Below are 23,543 nucleotides of genomic sequence, written 5' to 3'. Positions count from 1 at the left end.
AAGCGCTTAAGCGCAAGAAAGAGGTATTTTATGATTAAATATAGTATCCGTGGCGAAAACATTGAAGTAACAGATGCAATCCGTAGCTATGTCGAATCAAAACTTGGAAAAATTCAGAAGTACTTCCATGTTGAACAAGAGTTGGATGCGCGTGTTAATCTTAAAGTCTATAAGGAAAAAACCGCAAAAGTTGAAGTAACAATTCCTCTTGGAGCAGTTACTTTGAGGGCTGAGGATATCTCACAGGACATGTATGGCTCAATTGATTTAGTTGTTGATAAAATTGAACGTCAAATTCGGAAGAATAAAACAAAAATTGCAAAGAAGAATCGTGAAAAAACCTCCGCAGGACAAGTCTTCACTAGCGAGTTTGAAGCAGAAGTAATAGAAGAAACCCCAGCGCGCAAGATCGTTCGAACCAAAAATGTTAGCTTGAAACCGATGGATGTGGAAGAAGCGCTTTTGCAAATGGATCTTCTAGGTCATGATTTCTTCATCTATACAGATGCTGAAGACGGAACAACAAATGTCATTTATCGTCGTGAAGATGGTGATTTAGGACTTATTGAAGCGAAATAGATTGTAATATTTTAAATAGAGGCTTCATAATTCTGTAGCGTTAAAATTGTTGCAGAATTATGGAGCCTTTTTGCATATAGAGCTAGATAAGCCTTATTAGCCAACCTCTTCATTTTTATTATTCTTACACTGGACTATTGTTCAATATACTTGCCAAATAATCCGTATTCACAATCATGAATTAAGTGAACAAAGTTTTGTCAGTATAAAATCTTGAAAGCTTAATAATTAGTTTAAATATAAAGATTTTTATCTCTAGAGATACCTTTTCAGCAACTTGCTATTATAGACAAAAAGAACGTTCTTTTAATTGATAATCATAAAGGGTAGTCACTTGACCTGTTTGATTAATTTTAATAATTTTAACTGAAATTATGTGACTACTGAGAATCATACATCGTTCTAAACAATACTTGTAGGTTAAGGCAATTTTATCCTCAGATATTCGATTCGCTAAAGTAAGATGCGGGACCCAGTTTTGGGGTATATAAAGCGGTGAAAATTCCACATCAAGAGATAATGCTTGATGTATGGTTTGATGAAATCGACTCAATTCCACAGTTTTGACTGGATTTAGAGTAAGCATACGGGACCCCAGAAAAGTTGATAAATGATTAAAGGTCACTGGTTGATAAGAGTATTTCGATAAAATAATCCGTAATTTTTCAATAACAGCCTTAAGATTTGTTGTTTCAAAAGAAGCAAGTGTAATGTGAGGTTCTCTGTTATAAACTTCATAAGCATAATGAGATAAATTTTGTTCACTCATCTCTTGCCAAATATTTTTGATGATTTTCTCTGTGTTTTCATCTAATATTGCAATTAAAGCGTACATTGCTTTTTCCTCAATTAAATTTTTTAGGTTTTTAGGATGTTCTGAATAGAAATGGCCTTTGTTAGAAAGGCATAACTTGTAACTCCCTTACCATCGCATAAAACAGTCATAAAATCCAAAAAGGAGAGACCAAAACTGTCCCTCCTTTTGCCATCATTTTATTTCCTACATCGTTCACCAAAATAAGAATTTTGTAGAAACACAAATGAATAAAAATCTTATTTTTCAGTCAATGCTGCAAGACCAGGCAATACTTTACCTTCAAGGAGTTCCATTGAAGCACCACCACCTGTTGAGATCCATGAGAACTTATCTGCACGGCCAAGGTTGATAGCTGCTGCTGCTGAGTCACCACCACCGATGATTGATTTCACGCCTGGTTGTTTCACGATAGCATCCATTACACCAATTGTACCAGCTTGGAAGTCAGGGTTTTCAAATACACCCATAGGACCATTCCAAACTACTGTTTTCGCACCAGTCAATGCTTCGTCAAACTTAGCAATTGACTTAGGACCGATATCAAGACCAAGGAAGCCTTCTGAAACTGCTTCGCCTTCAGTGTCGCGAACTTCAGTGTAACCAGCAAATGCGTTTGCTTCTTTTGAGTCAACTGGCAAGATCAATTTACCATTTGATTTTTCAAGCAATTCTTTTGCGACATCCAATTTGTCTTCTTCTACAAGTGAGTTACCGATTTCGATACCTTGAGCTTTGTAGAATGTGTAAGTCATACCACCACCGATAAGAACTTTATCAGCTTTTTCAAGAAGGTTTTCGATAACACCGATCTTATCAGATACTTTTGAACCACCAAGGATTGCTACGAATGGACGTTCTGGAGTTTCAACAGCTTCTTGGATGTAAGCAATTTCGTTTTCCAAAAGGAAACCAGCTACTGCTTTTTCTACATTTGCTGAGATACCAACGTTTGATGCGTGCGCACGGTGTGCAGTCCCAAATGCATCGTTAACGAAGATGCCATCACCAAGCGAAGCCCAGTACTTACCAAGTTCTGGATCGTTTTTAGATTCTTTCTTACCATCAACATCTTCGAAACGAGTGTTTTCAACAAGGAGAACTTGTCCATCTTCCAAAGCATCGATAGCTGCTTCTAACTTTTCACCACGTGTAACGCCTGGGAAAGCAACTTCTTGTCCAAGTTTAGCAGATAAATCAGCAGCAACAGGTGCCAAAGATTTACCTTCCTTATCAGCTTCTTCTTTCACACGTCCAAGGTGAGAGAAGAGAATTGCACGTCCACCTTGCTCAAGGATGTACTTGATTGTAGGAAGAGCTGCAGTGATACGGTTGTCGTTGGTGATAACGCCATCTTTCAAAGGTACATTAAAGTCAACACGAACGAGAACTTTTTTACCTTTCAAATCAACGTCTTTAACAGTCAATTTTGCCATTAGTTAGACTCCTTATAAATTTTATACACACTAATTATATCATAAAAAGTATAAAAGTGATAGCTTCTCATTATTTGTTTGAAAACAAAAAGGAGGCTAAGACCTCCTCTTTGTACTAAATAAAATTATTTAGCAATTTTTGCGAAGTATTCAAGAGTACGAACGAGCTGTGAAGTGTAAGACATTTCATTGTCATACCATGAAACAACTTTAACCAATTGATTTCCATCAACTGTTTGTACTTTAGTTTGAGTAGCATCAAACAATGAACCAAATGAAATACCTACAATATCAGAAGATACGATTGGGTCTTCAGTGTAACCAAATGATTCAGTAGCTGCTGCTTTCATTGCTGCATTAACTTCTTCAACAGTTACTTCTTTTTCAAGAGTGGCAACCAATTCAGTTACAGAACCAGTTGGAACTGGAACACGTTGTGCAGCACCATCAAGTTTACCGTTCAATTCTGGAATAACAAGACCGATAGCTTTTGCAGCACCTGTTGAGTTTGGAACGATATTGTTAGCACCAGCACGAGCACGGCGAAGGTCACCACCACGGTGTGGACCATCAAGAATCATTTGGTCACCAGTGTAAGCGTGGATAGTAGTCATCAAACCTTGTTTAATACCAAATGCATCGTTAAGAGCTTTAGCCATTGGAGCAAGACAGTTTGTAGTACATGAAGCACCTGAAATAACTGTTTCAGTACCATCAAGAATATCATGGTTAGTATTGAATACAACAGTTTTAACATCATTTCCACCAGGAGCAGTAATAACAACTTTCTTAGCACCACCATTAGCATGCAAGTGTTTTTCTGCTGCTTCTTTTTTAGCGAAGAAACCAGTTGCTTCAAGAACGATTTCTACTCCATCAGTTGCCCAGTCAATTTGTTCTGGATCACGTTCAGCAGAAACTTTAACGAATTTACCGTTAACTTCGAATCCACCTTCTTTAACTTCAACTGTTCCGTCAAAACGACCTTGTGTTGTGTCGTATTTCAACAAGTGAGCAAGCATGTTTGGATCTGTAAGGTCGTTGATACGAGTAACTTCAACACCTTCAACGTTTTGGATACGACGGAATGCAAGACGTCCGATACGACCAAAACCGTTAATACCAACTTTAACTACCATTAGTGATTTCCTCCTTATGAAAATCTCAAATATTTTAATTTCGAGAGTATCCTCTCAACAATTGTGAAAAGAATAACTTGCAAATGAATGCAACATCTTTTAACAGTTTTATTATATAACTATTTCAGAAAAAATGCAAATATTATTAGCGTTTTCATAAAGAAAAAGGCGTTGCAAAAGAACGCCTCTCCTCGGTAATTATTCACCCGAATTTTTCTTAATGATTTCTTCTTGAACTGATTTAGGAACATCTTCATAGTGGTCAAATACCATCATGAATGTACCACGTCCTTGAGTAGCAGAACGAAGAACTGTTGCATAACCAAACATCTCAGCAAGTGGAACATAAGCACGAACAATTTGACTTGCTCCGTGTGCTTCCATACCATCAACACGTCCACGACGAGCTGTTACGTGCCCCATTACATCACCAAGATTTTCCTCTGGTGCAGTAATAGTAACAAGCATCATTGGTTCAAGGATAGCAGGTTGTGCAGTTTTTGCAGCCTCTTTAAGAGCAAGCGAAGCAGCAATCTTGAAGGCAGTTTCAGATGAGTCAACATCATGGTATGAACCATCATAAAGTTTAGCTTTCACATCGACGATTGGGTAGCCTGCAAGAACACCATTTGCCATAGATTCAATCAAACCTTTTTCAACAGCTGGGATAAATTCACGTGGAACCACACCACCAACGATTGCGTTTTCAAATTCAAATCCTTTACCTTCTTCATTTGGTGTAAATTCAATCCAAACATCACCAAATTGACCTTTACCACCAGATTGACGTTTAAAGAATCCACGTGCTTGTGTAGAAGCGCGGAAAGTTTCACGGTAAGATACTTGAGGTGCACCTACATTTGCTTCAACCTTAAATTCACGTTTCATACGGTCAACAAGGACATCAAGGTGAAGTTCACCCATACCAGAGATAACTGTTTCACCAGTTTCAACATTAGTTTCAACACGGAAAGTTGGATCTTCTTCGGCAAGTTTTTGAAGAGCAACACCCATCTTATCTTGATCGGCTTTAGATTTAGGTTCAACCATCAATTGGATAACTGGTTCTGGCACTTCAATTGACTCAAGAATAACTTTAGCTTTTTCATCAGTCAATGAGTCACCGGTTGTTGTATCTTTCAAACCAACAGCAGCAGCAATATCACCAGCATAAACTGTTTCGATTTCCTTACGAGTGTTGGCATGCATTTGAAGAATACGTCCGATACGTTCACGTTTGCCTTTAGAAGTATTCAAAACATAAGAACCTGAATTAAGAACACCTGAATAAACACGGAAGAATGTCAAACGACCTACAAATGGATCAGTCATAATCTTGAAGGCAAGAGCTGCAAATGGCTCATCATCTGATGCCGGACGAGTTTCTTCTTCATCAGTATCTGGGTTTACCCCTTTGATAGCTGGAATATCAAGCGGACTTGGAAGGTAATCAAGTACAGCATCAAGCATCAACTGAACACCTTTATTTTTGAAGGCTGAACCACAAAGTACTGGGTAAAATTCAACGTTGATTGTAGCTTTACGGATAGCAGCTTTCAACTCTTCGTTTGTGATTTCTTCACCTTCAAGATATTTCATCATCAAGTCTTCATCAGTTTCAGCAACTGCTTCAACTAATTTTTCACGATATTCTTCGGCTTGATCTAAGTATTCTGCTGGAATATCTTCTTCAAGAATATCAGTACCAAGATCGTTGGTATAGATTTCAGCTTTCATCTTGATCAAGTCAATGATTCCACGAAAATCATCTTCTGCACCGATTGGTAATTGAATTGGATGAGCATTAGCTTGCAAACGGTCATGAAGTGTTTGTACTGAATAAAGGAAATCTGCACCGATTTTATCCATTTTGTTGGCAAACACAATACGAGGAACACCGTATTCAGTTGCTTGGCGCCAAACTGTTTCAGTTTGAGGTTCTACACCTGATTGTGAATCAAGAACAGTCACGGCTCCATCAAGAACACGAAGAGAACGTTGAACTTCAATTGTGAAGTCCACGTGTCCTGGGGTGTCAATGATGTTAACACGCGTATCTTTCCATTGTGCTGTTGTTGCAGCAGAAGTGATTGTGATTCCGCGTTCTTGTTCTTGTTCCATCCAGTCCATTTGTGAAGCACCTTCGTGCGTTTCACCGATTTTATGAATTTTACCAGTGTAGTAAAGAATACGCTCTGTTGTAGTTGTTTTACCAGCATCAACGTGAGCCATGATACCGATATTACGAGTTTTTTCAAGTGAAAATTCGCGAGCCATTTAGTTTTTTCTCCTATATTTTTTTGTTTACGATTTATTATAACATTATTTAGAAAAAACGGATAGGCAGGACCTACCCGTTTCCAATGTTTATTAGTTTAATTGAACTCGACTTGAGAGCAATCAGTCCAAAAAGATAAAACTTACAAGAAGCTTTAGCTCATCGCCAGTTTTCCTATTTTGTCCTTACTCTCTTCGTCTCTGTAACTTATGATTGAGTTCAGACCAAAAGTTCGGCAAAAAAGACAAATCTTCTTAGAGCTTTTAAGCTCTGCGTCAGATTTCCTATTTTTCCTTGGACTTTCTTAGTGTCCTCACATCCTAATTTAACCCGGCCAGTGTCCTGCCAGTGAAAAAAGATAAGATTCCTTGGTGGTAAACAACCAACGTCATCTTCCTATTTTTCACCTGTACGCTCGCCCTTAGTATCTTAATTTTAGTTGAATTTTAGCTACAAATGTCTATCAAAAAGATAAAATCTCCTAGAAACTGAAGTTTCTTCGTTGCTTTTCCTATTTTGGCTAGCATTTGTTTAACGATAAAATTTCCTATCTTACCAGCGGAAGTGAGCGAAGGCACGGTTAGCTTCAGCCATTTTATGTGTGTCTTCACGTTTTTTAACAGATGCCCCTGTGTTATTTGCAGCATCCATGATTTCCTTGGCAAGACGTTCTTTCATAGTGTGTTCTCCACGAGCGCGTGAAGCATTTACCAACCAACGAAGACCAAGTGTCGTACGACGTTCTGGACGAACTTCAACTGGAACTTGGTAGTTAGATCCTCCGACACGGCGTGCACGAACTTCAAGAACAGGCATGATATTTTCCATAGCTGTTTCAAAAACTTCAAGTGCATCGTTGCCAGTCGCTTCTTTGATTGTTTCAAAAGCATCGTAGACGATAGTTGCTGCTGTACCACGTTTCCCATCAAGCATAACACGGTTGATAAGACGTGTTACAAGTTGGGAATTATATAATGGATCTGCCAAAACTTCGCGTTTTGGAGCACGGTTTTTACGACTCATTTTTCTTATCTCCCTTCTTACCCTTTAGGACGTTTTGCACCGTATTTAGAACGGCTTTGCTTACGATCAGCCACACCTGCAGTATCAAGCGCACCACGAACGATATGGTAACGTACCCCTGGAAGGTCCTTTACACGTCCACCACGAAGAAGAACAACGCTGTGCTCTTGCAAGTTGTGACCGATACCTGGGATGTAAGCAGTAACTTCGATAAGGTTGCTCAAACGTACACGAGCGAATTTACGAAGGGCTGAGTTAGGTTTTCTAGGTGTCATTGTTCCGACACGAGTTGCAACACCGCGTTTTTGTGGTGATGAAACATTTGTTTGAACTTTTTTACGGCTGTTGTAACCAACGTTCAAAGCTGGTGATTTAGGTTTTTCTACTTTAGACTTACGTGGTTTACGTACCAACTGGTTAATTGTAGGCATCTACTGTTTCTCCTGTAAAATTTTATTTTTGGTTGATATGATACGTGGTGACCGCACATATCTAGGTGTACTTTTGCAACAATTGTCAGCACGTCTCTGTACACTTTTGAGAGACCAAAAGTAAAAAGTACCGTCTAATATAATAACATAGAGCAGTACTTGGTGTCAATTATTTTTATTTACCTTTTTAGTTCCTAAATTCCACCTAAATTCCACCTTTTTAGTTGCACTTCATTTTACAACGCGGGGAACATTTTTAATCGAAAATATTTCCAACTTCAACAGTTACTTTGTTATTTTTGACATCAATTTCAGAAACTTTCAACAATGACTTATATGTCATGTTTTCCCGTTTTTCTTGGGCATTTTCAGCAAAAACAGCTACCCCAACGAGGGTTGAATCAAATTCAGTGAGAAGGCTAACCATCCCTGTAATTGTTCCACCACCTTTTAAAAAGTCATCAACAATTAGAACTCTGCTGTTGGGTTTTAAACTACGCTTAGATAAAAACATTTTTTCGATGCGATCACTAGAAGCGCTAGCATAATTAACTGATACTGTTGAGCCCTCAGTGATTTTCAGATCACGTCTAACAATAACAAATGGTACATTAAGAATATTGGCAACAGCATTTGCCAAGGGAACACCCTTTGTTGCAACAGTCATAACAGCATCAATTCGTTGATTTCGAAAGGCGTCGGCAATAATACGTCCAACATTTTGTAACGTTTTCGGCGTACTTAACAAGTCAGACAAATAGATGTAACCTCCTGGCAGAATACGGTCACTTTCTGACAGGCGTTCGCATAGTTCTTCAACAATAGCTACTGCTTCTTCTCTAGCGATTGTAGGAGTGAAAATGACACCACCACTTGCTCCAGTAACGGTCTCAATTTGTCCGATACCTGCTTCTTCAAAAGCCTTTTTTATAATAGAAACATCCTCAGAAATTGATGATTTGGCAGCTTGATACTTTTCCGCAAATGTATTTAAGCTCGTTAATTTATAAGGGTTGTTAATGAGATAATTTGAGATAACAACCATGCGTTCACTACGTCGTAATTTCATTTTTTCACCATTCTTATCTTATTTCCCTCCATTATAACATATTTTCAAAAAAAGACGAACATTAACGTCATGCTCGCCACTTTTTTTCGTGATTTATTGATTAAAGTGAGGTTTATAAAAGGAGCGATTATCCATAGCAAAAATGCGACCGGTCATTTCTCCCTCATCAACTCGGTTAAGAGCAGTTGTTAACATCATCATCTCTGCATCAATATTGTCAATCATATGTATCATTTCTGCTTCCATAATGCGCGGACGGACAGGACTGCCATATTCCAACTGTCCGTGATGACTTAGGATAACGTGTCTTAACACAGTAACATCTTCTTTGTTATCATCAATGTTTAATTCCATGATAACTTTGGTGATTTCTTCATCAATGAGCGCAATATGTCCGATGAGGTTCCCTCGAATAGTGTATTCGGTATTTTCAGGTCCCGTCAATTCAATGACTTTCGCTAAATCATGCAACATAATCCCTGCAAACATCAGGCTTTTGTTGAGGTTTGGATAAATATCTCCAATAGCGTCAGCCAAACGTACCATGGTCGCTGTATGATAGGCCAGCCCTGATTCAAAAGCATGGTGATTCGTTTTTGCTGCAGGATAGATGAAAAATTCTTTATCGTATTTGCGATAAAGTGCCCGTACAATGCGTTGCCAAGTTGCGTTCTCAATTTTGAACATCATTTGTTCAAGGTAATCTCTGACATTTGCCAAATCAACAGGAGGATTTTCTTTAAAGTCACGCGGATCATTAGGCTCTCCATCGTGAGGTAAGCGAAGGGTAATTTGATTAACCTGTGGACTGCCATTATAGACTTCACGGCGTCCTTTCATGTAAACAACCTTTCCAGCCACAAAATTTTCAATGTTATAGGGCTGTGCATCCCATAAATTTCCAGTGATTTCACCACTGTCATCTTGAAAAGTAAAAGCAATGTAATCTTTTCCTGCACGGGTCTTTCGCACTTCAGATGATTTGATCAGATAAAAGCCATCAAATATATCATCTTTTTTCATTTGGTTAATTTTCATCTTGTTCCTCTTCTATTGGTTGCAAGTTAAGTAAGCTACTTGTGGCTTGATCTTGATAATCTTCAACCGTGCTTAAAGCACGCATAATAGCATTGGTTCGTGTTGAAACAAGGCTTTCTAAAGTATTATTAGCAGTGTTTAGTTGTTTTTGCGCTTTAGCTAGCATATTCCCAAATTTGCCAAATTCAATCTTAACATTTCCCAAAATTTTACTGATATCGTTGGCATTTTTTTGAATATTAAGGGTCTTAAATCCAACTGATAGGGAATTGAGCAGAGCTGACAAGGTTGACGGACCAGCTACTACGATATTTTCTTGCCGGCGCAGGTTATCAAAGAAGGCTGCATTGCGAACCACCTCAGAATAAAGCCCTTCCGTTGGTAAAAACATAATGCCAAAATTGGTTGTTTCTGGCGGATTGAGGTATTTATTTTGGATATCTTTGGCAAAGCGTTTAATACTATTCAAAAGTGACTTGCGATATAGTTCAATTTGCTCCTTATCGCCCAGTTCATAGGCCTCTTCCAGACGGTAATAATCTTCCAAAGGAAATTTTGAGTCAATCGGTAGATAAACATAGTCGCCATCTGTATTCCCTGGAAGCTTGATAGCGTATTCAACACGCTCTGAGGAGCCAGAAACCGTAGCAAATTCACGTTCATACTGATTGCTCGTCATGATATCTTCAATAATTTGACCAAGCTGCAATTCTCCCAAAATTCCGCGAGTTTTAGTGTTTGAAAGTACCTTGTTCAAGGTTCCAACATCTTGGGCAACAGACTTCATTTGACCCAATCCTTGATTGACTGACTCTAGCTGTTTAGAAACCGTTTCAAACGAAGCTTTTAGGCGATTTTGCAAGGTCTGTTCAAGCTTTTCTTCGACTGTTTGCCGCATTTCTTCCAGACGTTTTTCATTTGATATTTGCATGTCCCTTACAGACTGATTGAGATTTTGATTAATGATTTCCAAACGCTGATCTGAACGGTCACGATTTTCAGTCAAGTTCTGGTGCAGGACTTGGCGAACTTCATTTAATTGCTGATAAAGATCAGTTTGCAGATGGTTTAATTGATTGGACAAATCTAAGAGTTGGTTTTTACTCGCCATCTCCAACTGATAAGATATTTGGTCAGATAAATTATCAGCAAAATCTTCTAAGTTGTGATTTATATTCCTCTGAAGCTCTGCTATTTTCAAAAACAAGATTATCAAGACAACGAGGCCGAGCAAAGCCAAAATCAATAGTACAATCTCCATCTTAACTCCTATCTTTGCTATGAATAACAATCAAATAACCGCTTTGAAAGGTAACACTGATGGGCTTCCCGATAAATTCGTTACTAGAATATATTTTTTTCTTGAAAAAATTAGCTGGGCTAAGGTCATATTTGGCACCCGATATGGTTAAATCTGCATCACCATCGGCCATAAACGAAACATAAGTCATGCCTTTTTGTGGTGAAATTTCCTGATGACCACTGGGATAAAACTCGACGATATTTTGATCGTCTACAAGTTTTATCTGCCTTAGAAACGGCATCAGATTTGGCTCACTTGGTAAGAAAAGATTCGACATAAGATGGTCCAAGCGCCCACCAAAGGCTCCAAAGATTGTGACTTGAGCCTCCGGCCAATCCTTAAAAATCGTCTTCAATGCTAATTCTGTATCTGTATCATCTTTTTCTGCTGGTGCTTGAATAAGACGATCAGCTTGTGAAGTAACCTGCTTCAATTCTTCGGCAGAGATAGAGTCAAAATCACCAACAGCAAGATTCAGAGGAAACCCTTGCTCAATCAAATACAAACTACCTCGGTCAACACCAACAAAGTAGTCAAAATCACCCGCAAAATACCTCAAATCTCCCCCAGCAAAAAGCGCCACCTTAATCATCAAGAGCCACACGCAAGGTCTCAACTTGAGCAGTCAAGTCCTCTGCCTTGAAAAGATAAGAACCTGCAACAAAAACATTGGCTCCTGCATCATAGCAAGCTTTAATGGTTGAATTATCCACTCCACCATCTACCTCAATATCAAAACTATGACCTTTCTCATCCCGAATTTTTGCTACTGCTTCAACTTTTTCTAAACATTCTGGAATAAAGGCCTGTCCGCCAAATCCAGGATTGACAGTCATAATCAAAACTTGATCTACCAAGTTTAAAACAGGTAGCACAGCTTCAACTGGAGTCCCTGGATTAATGACTACACCAGCTTTAAGACCAGCAGCTTTGATTTTTTGAAGGGCTCCATGAATATGCTTAGTTGCTTCAACATGGATAGTCATAATATCAGCGCCTGCTTGAGCTAGAGCATCCACATAACGCTCTGGTTCAACCACCATGAGGTGACAATCAAAAACAAGTTTTGAATGTTTGCGCATACTTGCTACCACATCAGCACCAAAACTAATGTTTGGTACAAATTGACCATCCATGATATCGATATGGACATATTCAGCACCACTAGCTTCAATACGCTTGAGTTCGCTGGCAAAATTAGCATAATCTGCGGCAAGAATTGATGGGGCAATTTTATTAATTGACATAGTTTTCCTACTTCCTCTTTATTGTTTTCTTATAGATTTCACGACGATTTTCTATCTCACTTAAAAATTGGAGATAGTTATCATATCGGACTTTCCACAACTGTTTTTCTTCCAAAGCTTGCTTGACGGCACAGGAAGGTTCGTGAGTATGGGTACAGGATCGAAATTTGCACGAATGGCTGAGTTTGCGAAATTCTGGAAAAGCTTCATTCAAATCTTCAGCATTATCCACCTCATAATCCAGAGATGAAAAGCCTGGTGTATCTGCGATTTTCCCGCCATGAACACTATAAAAGCTGACTGCTCTGGTGGTGTGACGACCACGTCCTAAAGTTTCAGAAATTTCTCCCGTTTCTATCCGCAAATCAGGGGCAATTTTATTAAGCAGGGTTGATTTACCAACGCCAGTTTGCCCCATAAAGACTGTGATTTTTTCCATTAGTAGAGGTAAAAGTTCTTCTAAAGAATAGCAAATTTTGTAGCCTATCTGTTCATAATGCGTACGAATGTCATCCATCTGTGCTCTGCTATTAAGCAAATCAAGTTTGGAAATAAATACAATGGGCTGAATTTTTTTATGCTCCAACAGAACTAAGAAGCGATCCAAAAGGTTGCTATTAAAATCTGGCTCTTTGGCCGACATGATAACAACAGCTTGATCAATGTTAACAATTGGTGGACGAACCAAACTATTTTTCCGATCGTAAATAGCTAAAATATAGCCTTCAGACTGTTCTTCTGCTGAAAAATCAACCCAGTCCCCTACATAGGGTGTCTGACCTTTTTTCCTAAAATTCCCACGCGCACGTGTTTGATAAATATCACCATTAGCCGTCTCAACATAATAGAAACCCGCTAATGACTTAATAATTCTTCCTTGCAAATGTTTTTCCTTTATTGATTAATAGTTCTATTATAGCAAAAATACTCGCCCATTGTTGACTATTTCTTTAATCATTTATAAAGTTTTCAAACTGATTTGCATTTTTGAGAGAAAAGGCGTATAATGTGAATGTTCTTGCGGAGATGGTGGAACGGCAGACACGCATGCTTCAGGCGCATGTGCTCGTACGAGTGTGAGGGTTCAAATCCCTTTCTCCGCATTTTTTAGTTGTCTATCCGTCTTAGTGTTTATCATCATGGAAAGGTGGCCCAGCTTGGTACGGCACCGGACTCGAAATCCGGCAAGTGGATTCTGTTCACGCGCGGGTTCAAATCCCGTCCTTTCCTTATCATTTACAAACTCTCTGATATTTACAGGGAGTTTTTTTGGAACATATAAAGTGGGAGACAGAACTATTGAGTCTCATAATCCTCAATTTTTCAGAAAATGCTAATTTTCATCGCTAACTTAATAAGCTGTGCGTGAGGTAAGAATAAGGATAAGAGAATTTCTCACAGTTCCTACATCTTGTAAATCTAGTCTTCCAGTTTGCTTTTAATATAGAAGACGAGCTACAGACAGTACTGAAATACGGCAGAATGAGTTAATACTCACTTAAAGTAAAAAATAACAATCTGCTAGTCAATCGGGATATCAACTGTTTCAATTTTGAATATATACAAAGAGAAAATTATCAGTAATACACAATTTATAAAACGAATCACCATAATTAGGTGATGACATCTAATAAAAGCTTTGAACCTGCTATTTTTTGATTTTCATTGAGTATAACGAATAATAGAAGATAATTAAAATGACTGTAAAAACATAGAAAACTGGATAAATTGACCTAGCTTTCTTTTATATTCATCCGAAAAAGATGATGAAGATAAGTTTTTTACTCCCTTTATAGCTATTAGATAATACCAGCTAAAATCCAAAACTTAGGACCTGTATTCACAAGCGAAGCGCTTATAGATAGGAGATAGTTTTTCGCTAATCAGGTCAGTTTTTTGAGGAAATACTGACTGTATTTTGAAAAGAACTAACCTTAGATAGAAGTGTCGAACTGTGAATACAGGTTTTTATTTTTTTACCTTTTTGCTTAACTACATAAGTTAGATTTTCTAAATCTATGATAGCTTCTGCCTTAACTGATTGTCACATTGTATCGCGTCCGCATGAAAGCTGTATTCATCTGAATTTTTGACTTCAATACCTCTATCTAGAACAAAAACAGCACTCTTGTTTCGAAAATTAAAAAGACAAAGTAACCTTTTAATAATCCGGCGTATTTCACCTCATCGGCAACTTCTTCACTACTATAATAGCTTTCAATTCCAGTATTTTCTGGAAAACAATTACTGTTTTCGATATAATGATTAACGGTATTTCAATACTTAATGAAAATCAAAAACGTGAAATCGTGATTACAGGTAATTCAAGGAACTGTCAAATCACCTAATAATTTTTTGATTTTCAAATAATATGAAGGCGGAAATAACTGATTTTTTCGCCTATTATCAAATTTTTTGAACAGGAGACTATTGTGAAGAAAATTCTTGAAAAATTGAAGGCTTTTATGCCTGTGATAAAAATTATCTTTTTCACTTCAATTATTATACTAATCGTTGTTGAACTGTTTAACTTAAAACGAACCATATCCGTAAAAGAGTTAAACCATGTTTTCCAAGGGATACCTGTGATAAATATTTTCCTGATTTTCTTAATTGGTAGTTTAGCGGTTCTTCCGACGACAGGTTATGATTTTATTGTTAATAAAATATTGAAAACCAAGCATAGCGTAAGCTACATTTTACAAACCAGCTGGTGTATTAATACCTTCAATAATTTAACAGGTTTCGGGGGTATTATTGATATTGGACTCCGATTGGCATTTTATGGCAAAGAAGGGGAGGAAGAAAAAGAGTTACAAGAAGTAACACGCTTCTTACCTTATCTTATTTCAGGTCTGTCTTTCATCAGTCTAGCTTCTCTGATTCTCATCAACATTTTTCCAGTAGCACGAACAGTCCATTACTACGATATTATTCTTTTGGGAGCGACACTATATTTCCCGCTCATCTACTGGTTTTCTGGTAGAAAAACTGGAAATTATTTTGGAAATATGCCTGCAAAAATCAGAAAACAGCTGGGAATTGTCTCACTCTTTGAATGGAGTTGTGCAGCCTTAGCCTTTATTTTCATTGGTTATCTCATGGGCATTCATTTACCAATTTACAAAACATTACCCCTCTTTAGCATTGCGTGTGCCGTCGGAATTATCTCACTTATCCCCGGTGGTCTTGGCAGTTTTGAACTCGTCTTATTCACGGGTTTTGCAGCTGAAGGACTCCCCAGAGAAACTGTTGTGGCATGGCTATTACTCTATCGTTTGGCTTACTACATTCTGCCTTTCTTTGCTGGTATTTATTTCTTTGTTCGACATCTCGGACATCGAATTAATCAAAGGTATCAGGGAGTCCCTAAAGAACTACTGTCAAGCAGTCTGCACAACATCATGATACATGGTGTTCGAATATTTGGTGTCTCCCTAGTCTTTTCAACAGTCTTTTTTGAAAAGCTATCTCATCTCCGTTGGTTATATGCTTTTGGTCCACTTCAAAGACAGCTTGTCTGGCAATTCCCTGGCCTTTTGATCGGTGTCTGTTTTATATTACTCGCCCGTGCTATTGCTAATGGTGTTAAGCGTGCCTTGCCTATCTTACTTTTAGGTTTACTAGCAACGCTTATTTACATCAACATACCTTCTTTTAGCTGGCAGTGGTCGCTTTCTATTATCCTTCTGATTGTAGGCGGAATTCTCATTAGAAAACATCTCTATAAAACGCAATTTATTTATTCTTGGGAAGCTAGAACAAAGGACAGTATTTTAATTGCCCTTGTCCTCTTTATTCTCTTTACACTGGCAAGTCTTCTTTTCCCTTACCGTGCCTATGAAATGGATAAACACCTCGAATTTTCTCACTATTTTCTAACATGGAAACACATCTTGTTAGCTACCAGTCTAGTCACAATCGCTTATGCCTGTCTAGTCAAGTATCTATATGGTGCCAAAGAATTGTTAGGGGAAACATTTGAACATGAGCGCTACAAAGCTTTGTTGGAAGAATATGGTGGCAGTGCTGATAGTGGCCTTGCCTTTATCAAGAAAAAACGTCTTTTCTGGTATCAAGACTGTGGCTGTGACAGTGTCGCCTTTCAATTTTCTATTATTAACAATAAGGCAATTGTTATGGGGGAGCCTGCAGGAAATTCTGAGCGTTTCAAAGCTGCCATCATTGATTTCATTTCAGCAGCCGAGCAACTTAACTACGACCTTGTCTTTTACAGCATTGGTCAAGACACAACCCTCTTCTTACACGAATATGGTTTTGAATTTATGAAGGTTGGAGAAAATGCCCTTGTGAATCTCGAGAATTTCCATCTCAAAGGTAATAAAAATAAGCCTTTCAGAAATGCACTTAACCGCGTTCAAAAAGAAGGATTCACCTTTGAAATCCGTTCCAATCCTCACTCTGATGATTTACTAGATAATTTAGAAATTATTTCAAACAAATGGTTAGAAAAGAAGCAAGAAAGACGATTTTCATTAGGCTTTTTTGACAGAAACTATCTCCAAGAAGCTCCTATTGCCTTGGTAAAAGATAAAAATCAAGATATTGTCGCCTTTGCCAATATCATGCCTAACCACCAAAAAGATACCATTTCTGTTGATTTAATGCGTTACGATGCAGACAAAATCCCAAATGGCATTATGGATTACCTTTTCTTATCACTCTTTATTCATTTTAAAGAGCAGGGAGTGCGCTATTTTGACCTTGGAATGGCACCTTTATGGGGTGTTGGTCAAGTTAAAGAAAGTTTTTTCAATGAACGGCTAGCTTATCTTTTTTATAATTTTGGGACACATTTCTATTCATTTGAGGGATTACACCAGTATAAAAAGAAATTTACACCAATTTGGGAGGAACGCTACATGTCAGTTGCAAAAACCTCCTGGCTTCCTTATTCAGTCTTAGGACTCCTTTTATTGGATACTAAATTTTCCAAAAAAAGAAACTCTGGTTTGCTTAAATCAAAACATAATTGTTAAATTCATATTAAAAAGCACTTTATCCCACAATAACGAGGAATAAAGTGCTTTTTCTTATTATAATTGATTTTTTGGAAAAGCACGCTTTTTAGGGCTCACCTCATTCCAAAAGCCATCATCTTCATAACGTGGAATAAGATGACTATGAAAATGTGTCCCAGCATCCATTAGTTTTCCGTTGTTAATAATCAAGGTAACACCAAGAATAGTTGAACTTTTCTCCATTTTTTCAATTAACTGATTTTGAAAATCAATTAAATCTAGCTTTTCTTCATTTGACAGCTCTGCTATTGCCATGCGATGCTTCTTGGAAATAACTAACAAATGTCCTTCTTGGATAGGATCAATGTCCCAAACAGCGTAGAAATAAGCAGAGTGAGCTAGCCAGTTTTCCTCCGATAAGTTGCAAAAAACACAAGACATTCTTAACCTCCTTTGATTTTTTATTAGTATCAAATCAAAACCACCCGTGAGAACGGGTGGTTTGCTCTTCGGCTGAAAGCCTCTGCTACCGGCCGAGGCCTAAAGGCCTACCGAATGGTTTCCCTTCAGCACCACCTTTGCTAGCTGACCCGACTAGCGGGTCTCTTTAAGACTACTTTCTTTTATTCTTCTCACCTGTAAACGGATCATATTCCTCGAAAAGACTGAGCTGATCTGCTATCACGTCTTCTTGTAATTGATTACGAATATATTCTTCAATTCGCTTCTGATTTCGCCCAACCGTATCAACATAAAACCCTCGACACCAAAATTTGCGATTCCCATATTTATACTTTAAATTAGCGTGTCGGTCGAATATCATTAAGCTACTTTTACCCTTTAAATATCCCATAAATGAGGAAATACTTAGCTTCGGTGGTATACTCACCAACATGTGAATGTGATCTGGGCATGCTTCTGCTTCATGAATTTCAACACCTTTTCTTTCACATAATAACCGTAAGATTTGACCAATACTTGCTTTGTATTTCCCATAGATTATCTGACGTCTATATTTTGGGGCGAAAACAATATGATACTTACAATTCCATGTAGTATGTGCTAAACTATTATTATCCTGTCTCATCAGAGGTCCTCCTTTTGTATATTAGTTAGTGGTCGGGAAACCTTATCTAATATAACACTTTAGGGGGACTTTTTTGATACATCGCTAAAAGCTTTTCGGAACCACTAGCACAGCTAGTGGTTTTCGTGAGACAAAAAGATCGGACTAAAATCCGATCCGAGAGTGCTGATGGTTAAATGTTTGCCCAAACAGACTCTAATATATTAGTTTGATCACGGTCTGGCCCTACTGAAAAGGTTGAGATACGAACACCAACCAATTCGCCGACACGGCGAACATAATTACGAGCATTTTCTGGTAGGTCATCAAGGCTACGCACACCTGTAATATCTTCAGACCAACCAGGAAGTTCTTCATAGATTGGCTTACAACGTTTAAGTTGTTCAAGACTAGCTGGATAGTGGTCAATTCGTTGGCCGTCAAGATCGTAGGCAACGCAAATCTTCACCGTGTCAAGTCCTGATAAGACATCGATAGAATTCAGTGAAAGATTAGTAATCCCAGACACACGGCGACTGTGGCGCATAACTACTGAGTCGAACCATCCGACACGACGAGGACGACCAGTTGTTGTGCCATATTCATGCCCCACTTCACGAATACGTTCACCTACTTCATCAAAGAGTTCAGTTGGAAATGGTCCATCACCAACACGGCTGGTATAAGCCTTGCAAACACCGACAACCTTGTTGATTTTACTTGGGCCAACACCAGAACCAATCGTTACACCACCAGCAACTGGGTTTGATGAGGTAACAAATGGATAGGTTCCTTGGTCAATATCTAACATAACTCCTTGTGCCCCTTCAAAAAGAACACGTTTACCAGCATCAAGAGCATCATTAAGAATAACAGATGTATCTGTCACGTATTTTTTAATTTGCTGACCATATTCGTAGTACTCTTCAAAAATATCTTCAAAGGCAATTGGTGTGCTGTCATACATTTTTTCAAAAAGACGATTTTTTTCTGCCAAGTTTGTTTTCAGACGTTCGGCAAAAATTTCTTTATCTAAAAGATCAGCAATACGGATACCGACACGCGCAGCCTTATCCATATAAGCTGGTCCAATCCCCTTGATGGTCGTCCCGATTTTATTGTCACCTTTAGCATCTTCTTGCAGCTGGTCAAGTTTGATATGATAAGGAAGGATGACGTGCGCACGGTCTGAAATACGCAAACTATCTGTCGTTACGCCTTCGTTATGCAAGTATGCCAATTCTGTTACTAATGATTTTGGGTTAACTACTACCCCATTTCCGATAACAGAAATTTTTTCAGGAAAGAAAATTCCTGATGGGATCAAGTGTAGTTTAAATTTCTTACCATCAATTACGATAGTATGTCCAGCATTATCGCCACCTTGATAGCGTGCAATTACTTCAGCATCCTGACTAAGGAAATCTGTAATTTTCCCTTTACCTTCATCACCCCATTGGGTACCAACAACTACTACTGATGTCATATTTTACGATGCGGGCAGACTAAATCACAGCACTGCCCATCCTTTCTTGAAAAAACTTTACTCAAAAAATCAAACCTAAATCGTGTTTAAATCCAAACTAGCTAAAAACTACCTATACACTTTAAAAACATCTTTTCCTCATCAAAACGCTTTACTTTAAAATGAGTAATATCATCAACGAAGAGGCAGATCATAATAAACAGCGAAAAAGTACCGCGAAAGTCCAAGTTCACCCCTTAAAATTAAGGCAATATCCTACAGTTAAGTGAGGCTATTGATTATTATTAAGTACCTACTGCATCACAAAAAGTTTAGCAACTTTTCTTCTAGTCATTAAGGACTATGCCGGTGGAAGTCAGATGGGCACAGTGATAAGTAGAGCGAAGCAAATTCAAGCAAAACTCGTTTTTTGATTTTCATAAGTATCACGGTGGGAATTTCACCCACAAGTTTATCGTACAATCTATTATATGAAATTTCTGATTGTTTTTCAATCTTTGATAATAAAATATTGGTTTTTCCGAACTTTACTTTCTAAAACATATAAAGTTCTAGTACTTTTCTAAGAAAAATGGATTATCACTATTTAAATCCGAACATTGTACTACATTTGATAACAAAGTATTCTCCGTGTTAGAATTTTTGAATATCCAAACTATTTTAGCCAGTTCACCTTAACGAACTTTGTTTCTATGTACACCTTCGCTTTTATACTCAATAAAATTCAACTAATACTCAATGAAAATCAAAAGTAGCCTAGGAAACGAAGCCGACGATAGAACTTGAGTTCATCAAGGCAAGTTGACAACGGATAATTTTGATTTCCGAAGAGTATAAGCAAGGCTAACACAAGACAATCCGTCTTCATCACGTTAAGTCAAGAACAACTCCATTTAATTTTCGGAGAACAATACATCCCCTTTTGCACATTTCCATTGAATCTTAGGTGATAGGAAAAAACAATCAGGTGATAGAAATTTTTTAATCTGCTGTCTAAACGTAGCAAAATCTTGATTTTAGAAAACAAATTACGGTACAATGTTGTCATCACTATCAACGGAGGGCAACTATGTCTCTTAATCAACTGTTACAAAACGCTCCATCAAACCTTCCCATTCTTCAGGCTACTTTTGGACTCGAAAGGGAAAGTTTGCGAATAAACAACTCAAGCCATAATGTCGCTCAGACACCCCATCCAAAAGTTCTCGGCAATCGTTCTTTCCACCCCTATATTCAAACAGATTATAGCGAGGCACAGGTCGAGTTGATTACTCCTATTGCCCAGTCAACCAGACAAGCCCTGCGTTTTCTTGAAGCTATAACAGATGTTGCTGGTAGAACCATTCCGAAAGATGAGTACCTATGGCCACTCTCCATGCCACCAAAACTCACTGCTGATGAAATCATCATTGCCCAACTCGACAGTCAGTATGAACGTGACTACCGCCAACATCTATCAAAAGTCTATGGCAAACTTCTCCAATCCATGTCAGGCATTCATTACAACATGGAGCTTGGAAAAAGCTTGGTTCAGTCACTTTTTGAGCAAAGCCAGTACCAGTCAATGGTCTCGTTTAAAAACGATCTCTATCTTAAGCTGGCCCAGAACTTTCTACGCTATCGCTGGTTGCTGACCTACCTTTACGGGGCTTCGCCAATAGCAGAGCAGGGCTTTCTTGATACCCCCTTGGACAAGCCTGTCCGTTCGCTGAGAAATAGTTCCTATGGTTATGTTAACCATGACGATGTCAAAGTTTCCTACGAGAACCTAGAGCAGTACATTGCTGACATTGAGAGGTGTGTCGCCGATGGTCGTCTCATTGCTGAAAAGGAATTTTATTCACCAGTTCGTTTACGTGGCAGCAAACACAATCGTGACTATCTGGAAAAAGGTGTAACTTATTTGGAATTTCGATGCTTTGACCTTAATCCTTTTGATAACAAAGGGATCAGTCAAGAGACGATTGATACGGTGCATCTTTTTACACTAGCTCTGCTCTGGCTCGATGCTAGCTCTGCTATTGACCAAGACATTGAAAAAGCAAACCAGCTTAATGAGACTATCGCACTGGGGCATCCACTTGATAGACTGCCTGAAGACGCACCCGTAGATGAGATTATGACTGCTCTTCAAGCAGTGGTTAATCACTTCGCCCTGCCCGACTACTATCAGAGCTTGGTGGATAAGATCAAAACTCAAATCGCCCAACCGCATCTGACTATCGGCGGTCGTTTGCTTAAACACATTAACAATCAGTCTTTAGAAACCTTCGGACAAGAAAAAGGGCAAGCTTACCACGATTATGCTTGGCAGGCACATTATGCACTCAAGGGTTATGAGACCATGGAGCTATCAACACAAATGTTGCTTTTTGATGTTATTCAGAAGGGTATTCATTTTGAGATTTTGGACGAAAATGATCAATTTCTCAAGCTATGGCATGGCGACCATGTGGAATATGTCAAAAATGGCAACATGACTGCCAAAGACAACTACATCATCCCATTAGCTATGGAAAATAAAATTGTCACTAAGAAAATTCTGACTGAAAATGGTTTTCCCGTACCTGCTGGCGCAGAATTTGCAGACAAGGAGACTGCGCTCCGCTATTTCTTCCAAATCCAAAATAAGGCCATTGTGGTCAAACCAAAGTCAACCAACTACGGCCTAGGTATCTCGATTTTCAAGGATGGGACGGATCTGACTTCCTATGAGAAAGCTCTGGATATCGCCTTTTCCGAGGATGATTCCCTCTTGGTTGAGGAATATATCGCTGGCACTGAATATCGTTTCTTTATTCTAGACGGAAAATGTGAAGCTGTGCTCCTGCGCGTGGCTGCCAATGTCCTTGGTGATGGTAAACACAGTATTCGCGAATTGGTGGCTATTAAAAACAGCAATCCCTTACGTGGCCACAATCACCGTTCACCACTTGAAATCATTAACTTGGGTGATATTGAACTGCTCATGTTGGCTCAACAGGGCTACAAGCCAGATGATATTTTACCAGAAGGAGTTAAGGTTAATCTGCGTGAAAATTCCAATATCTCAACTGGCGGCGATTCTATTGATTTTACAGATAAGATGGATCAGTCCTATAAGCAACTGGCGGCTGATATGGCAACTGCTATGGGAGCTTGGACTTGTGGTGTAGACTTGATTATTCCTGATTATAGTAAACCTGCTAGAAAATCAGTGCCTAATGCTACCTGTATTGAGCTCAACTTCAACCCTTGCATGTATATGCACACCTACTGTCAAGAAGGAAGTGGACAAGCCTTAACCCCAAAAATACTGGCAAAACTTTTTCCAGAAGTTAGCTAACACTAGAACGAGACAGTTCCTTCTGCCTCGTTTTGTTATTTGATAACATTATTTTCCCTTTTTTCTTGCCCTTTAATTTCAATATCTAAAAAGAAAAACTGCTGATTGCCAGTTTCCATAATAGCATCTAGCAACTGTTGCGGTTTTCCGAAGATTTTCAGTTTTTTAAGCTTAATGCTTGATGCCAACACAATAGCCTTTTCCAAGCACGACTGCTGAAAAAATCATCTTCTAAAATAAATACATTTAACATGACATATCCTCGCTTAACTCTTCACGGTAGAATTTTCTTAGCGCTTCATATAAGTTTGAAACGTTTTGGACAAG

General features: G+C 38.4%; 19 protein-coding genes and 2 tRNA genes. 5 read left to right on the top strand and 16 right to left on the bottom strand.

Going from position 1 to position 23,543, the window contains the following annotated elements; all coding sequences use genetic code 11:
• Positions 1–30: 30 nt before the first annotated feature.
• Positions 31–579, top strand: coding sequence for a ribosome-associated translation inhibitor RaiA (gene raiA / locus ABZ559_RS02865; protein WP_273414199.1), 549 nt, complete (start codon positions 31–33; stop codon positions 577–579).
• A gap of 283 nt (positions 580–862) precedes the next feature.
• Here raiA and ABZ559_RS02860 read toward each other — a convergent pair whose 3' ends face one another.
• From ABZ559_RS02860 to rsgA, 12 genes are all read right to left on the bottom strand, one after another.
• On the bottom strand, positions 863–1,414 hold the full coding sequence (locus tag ABZ559_RS02860; protein ID WP_367007181.1) for a 2'-5' RNA ligase family protein: 552 nt from the start codon (positions 1,412–1,414) through the stop codon (positions 863–865).
• 218 nt (positions 1,415–1,632) lie between these two features.
• Positions 1,633–2,829 carry a phosphoglycerate kinase gene (locus ABZ559_RS02855; protein ID WP_367007180.1) on the bottom strand — a complete coding sequence of 399 codons (1,197 nt, stop codon included), beginning with the start codon at positions 2,827–2,829 and terminating at the stop codon, positions 1,633–1,635.
• Between the two features lie 125 nt (positions 2,830–2,954).
• A complete protein-coding gene (gap, locus tag ABZ559_RS02850; RefSeq protein ID WP_018376716.1) occupies positions 2,955–3,968 on the bottom strand; it encodes a type I glyceraldehyde-3-phosphate dehydrogenase in 1,014 nt (337 codons plus the stop codon).
• A 198-nt stretch (positions 3,969–4,166) separates the two neighbouring features.
• On the bottom strand, positions 4,167–6,245 hold the full coding sequence (gene fusA / locus ABZ559_RS02845) for an elongation factor G (RefSeq protein WP_273414191.1): 2,079 nt from the start codon (positions 6,243–6,245) through the stop codon (positions 4,167–4,169).
• A 553-nt stretch (positions 6,246–6,798) separates the two neighbouring features.
• Entirely contained in the window at positions 6,799–7,269 is a 471-nt protein-coding gene (rpsG, locus tag ABZ559_RS02840) for a 30S ribosomal protein S7 (RefSeq protein WP_018376714.1), read from the bottom strand.
• A gap of 17 nt (positions 7,270–7,286) precedes the next feature.
• The gene (gene rpsL / locus ABZ559_RS02835; RefSeq protein ID WP_367007179.1) at positions 7,287–7,700 is read right to left on the bottom strand and encodes a 30S ribosomal protein S12; all 414 of its coding nucleotides are present in this window, start codon (positions 7,698–7,700) and stop codon (positions 7,287–7,289) included.
• A gap of 256 nt (positions 7,701–7,956) precedes the next feature.
• Complete coding sequence (gene purR / locus ABZ559_RS02830; protein ID WP_018376136.1) at positions 7,957–8,769, bottom strand: pur operon repressor; 813 nt, start codon at positions 8,767–8,769, stop codon at positions 7,957–7,959.
• A gap of 93 nt (positions 8,770–8,862) precedes the next feature.
• Positions 8,863–9,807 carry a 3'-5' exoribonuclease YhaM family protein gene (locus ABZ559_RS02825; protein WP_317335270.1) on the bottom strand — a complete coding sequence of 315 codons (945 nt, stop codon included), beginning with the start codon at positions 9,805–9,807 and terminating at the stop codon, positions 8,863–8,865.
• Positions 9,797–11,068 carry a DNA recombination protein RmuC gene (gene rmuC / locus ABZ559_RS02820; RefSeq protein ID WP_367007178.1) on the bottom strand — a complete coding sequence of 424 codons (1,272 nt, stop codon included), beginning with the start codon at positions 11,066–11,068 and terminating at the stop codon, positions 9,797–9,799. The genes ABZ559_RS02825 and rmuC overlap by 11 nt, the downstream gene beginning before the upstream one ends.
• Before the next feature lies 1 nt (position 11,069).
• Positions 11,070–11,702, bottom strand: a complete 633-nt coding sequence (locus tag ABZ559_RS02815; RefSeq protein WP_367007177.1) for a thiamine diphosphokinase — start codon at positions 11,700–11,702, stop codon at positions 11,070–11,072.
• Positions 11,695–12,357 (bottom strand): ribulose-phosphate 3-epimerase, encoded by a 663-nt coding sequence (gene rpe / locus ABZ559_RS02810; RefSeq protein ID WP_367007176.1) that lies wholly within the window; start codon positions 12,355–12,357, stop codon positions 11,695–11,697. Before rpe ends, ABZ559_RS02815 begins: the two co-directional genes overlap by 8 nt.
• A 7-nt stretch (positions 12,358–12,364) precedes the next feature.
• The gene (gene rsgA, locus ABZ559_RS02805) at positions 12,365–13,240 is read right to left on the bottom strand and encodes a ribosome small subunit-dependent GTPase A (protein ID WP_018376141.1); all 876 of its coding nucleotides are present in this window, start codon (positions 13,238–13,240) and stop codon (positions 12,365–12,367) included.
• A 137-nt stretch (positions 13,241–13,377) separates the two neighbouring features.
• On the opposite strand from rsgA, the gene ABZ559_RS02800 reads away from it, so the two are divergent.
• The 3 genes from ABZ559_RS02800 to mprF all read left to right on the top strand — a co-directional run bounded on the left by ABZ559_RS02800 (position 13,378) and on the right by mprF (position 17,357).
• Positions 13,378–13,460 (top strand) — tRNA-Leu (locus tag ABZ559_RS02800).
• Positions 13,461–13,498: 38 nt separating this feature from the next.
• Positions 13,499–13,587: transfer RNA gene (locus ABZ559_RS02795), tRNA-Ser, on the top strand.
• A gap of 1,202 nt (positions 13,588–14,789) precedes the next feature.
• Positions 14,790–17,357: a bifunctional lysylphosphatidylglycerol flippase/synthetase MprF gene (gene mprF, locus ABZ559_RS02790; RefSeq protein WP_367007175.1), complete on the top strand. Its 2,568-nt coding sequence runs from the start codon at positions 14,790–14,792 to the stop codon at positions 17,355–17,357.
• Between the two features lie 57 nt (positions 17,358–17,414).
• On the opposite strand, the gene ABZ559_RS02785 is transcribed toward mprF, so the two are convergent.
• The 3 genes from ABZ559_RS02785 to ABZ559_RS02775 form a co-directional block, all read right to left on the bottom strand.
• Complete coding sequence (locus tag ABZ559_RS02785) at positions 17,415–17,780, bottom strand: HIT family protein (RefSeq protein ID WP_273414507.1); 366 nt, start codon at positions 17,778–17,780, stop codon at positions 17,415–17,417.
• Positions 17,781–17,952: 172 nt separating this feature from the next.
• Positions 17,953–18,426, bottom strand: a complete 474-nt coding sequence (gene tnpA, locus ABZ559_RS02780) for an IS200/IS605 family transposase (RefSeq protein ID WP_002891962.1) — start codon at positions 18,424–18,426, stop codon at positions 17,953–17,955.
• Between the two features lie 172 nt (positions 18,427–18,598).
• The gene (locus ABZ559_RS02775; protein WP_018376144.1) at positions 18,599–19,891 is read right to left on the bottom strand and encodes an adenylosuccinate synthase; all 1,293 of its coding nucleotides are present in this window, start codon (positions 19,889–19,891) and stop codon (positions 18,599–18,601) included.
• A 1,069-nt stretch (positions 19,892–20,960) separates the two neighbouring features.
• On the opposite strand from ABZ559_RS02775, the gene gshAB reads away from it, so the two are divergent.
• On the top strand, positions 20,961–23,216 hold the full coding sequence (gshAB, locus tag ABZ559_RS02770; RefSeq protein WP_367007174.1) for a bifunctional glutamate--cysteine ligase GshA/glutathione synthetase GshB: 2,256 nt from the start codon (positions 20,961–20,963) through the stop codon (positions 23,214–23,216).
• A 35-nt stretch (positions 23,217–23,251) separates the two neighbouring features.
• On the opposite strand, the gene ABZ559_RS02765 is transcribed toward gshAB, so the two are convergent.
• Positions 23,252–23,422 (bottom strand): hypothetical protein, encoded by a 171-nt coding sequence (locus ABZ559_RS02765; protein WP_018376146.1) that lies wholly within the window; start codon positions 23,420–23,422, stop codon positions 23,252–23,254.
• Between the last annotated feature and the right edge of the window lie 121 nt (positions 23,423–23,543).

Source organism: Streptococcus sp. ZY19097 (genome assembly GCF_040731245.1).
Lineage (GTDB): Bacteria > Bacillota > Bacilli > Lactobacillales > Streptococcaceae > Streptococcus > Streptococcus orisratti.
This window is presented reverse-complemented; position numbering and strand designations above follow the sequence as displayed.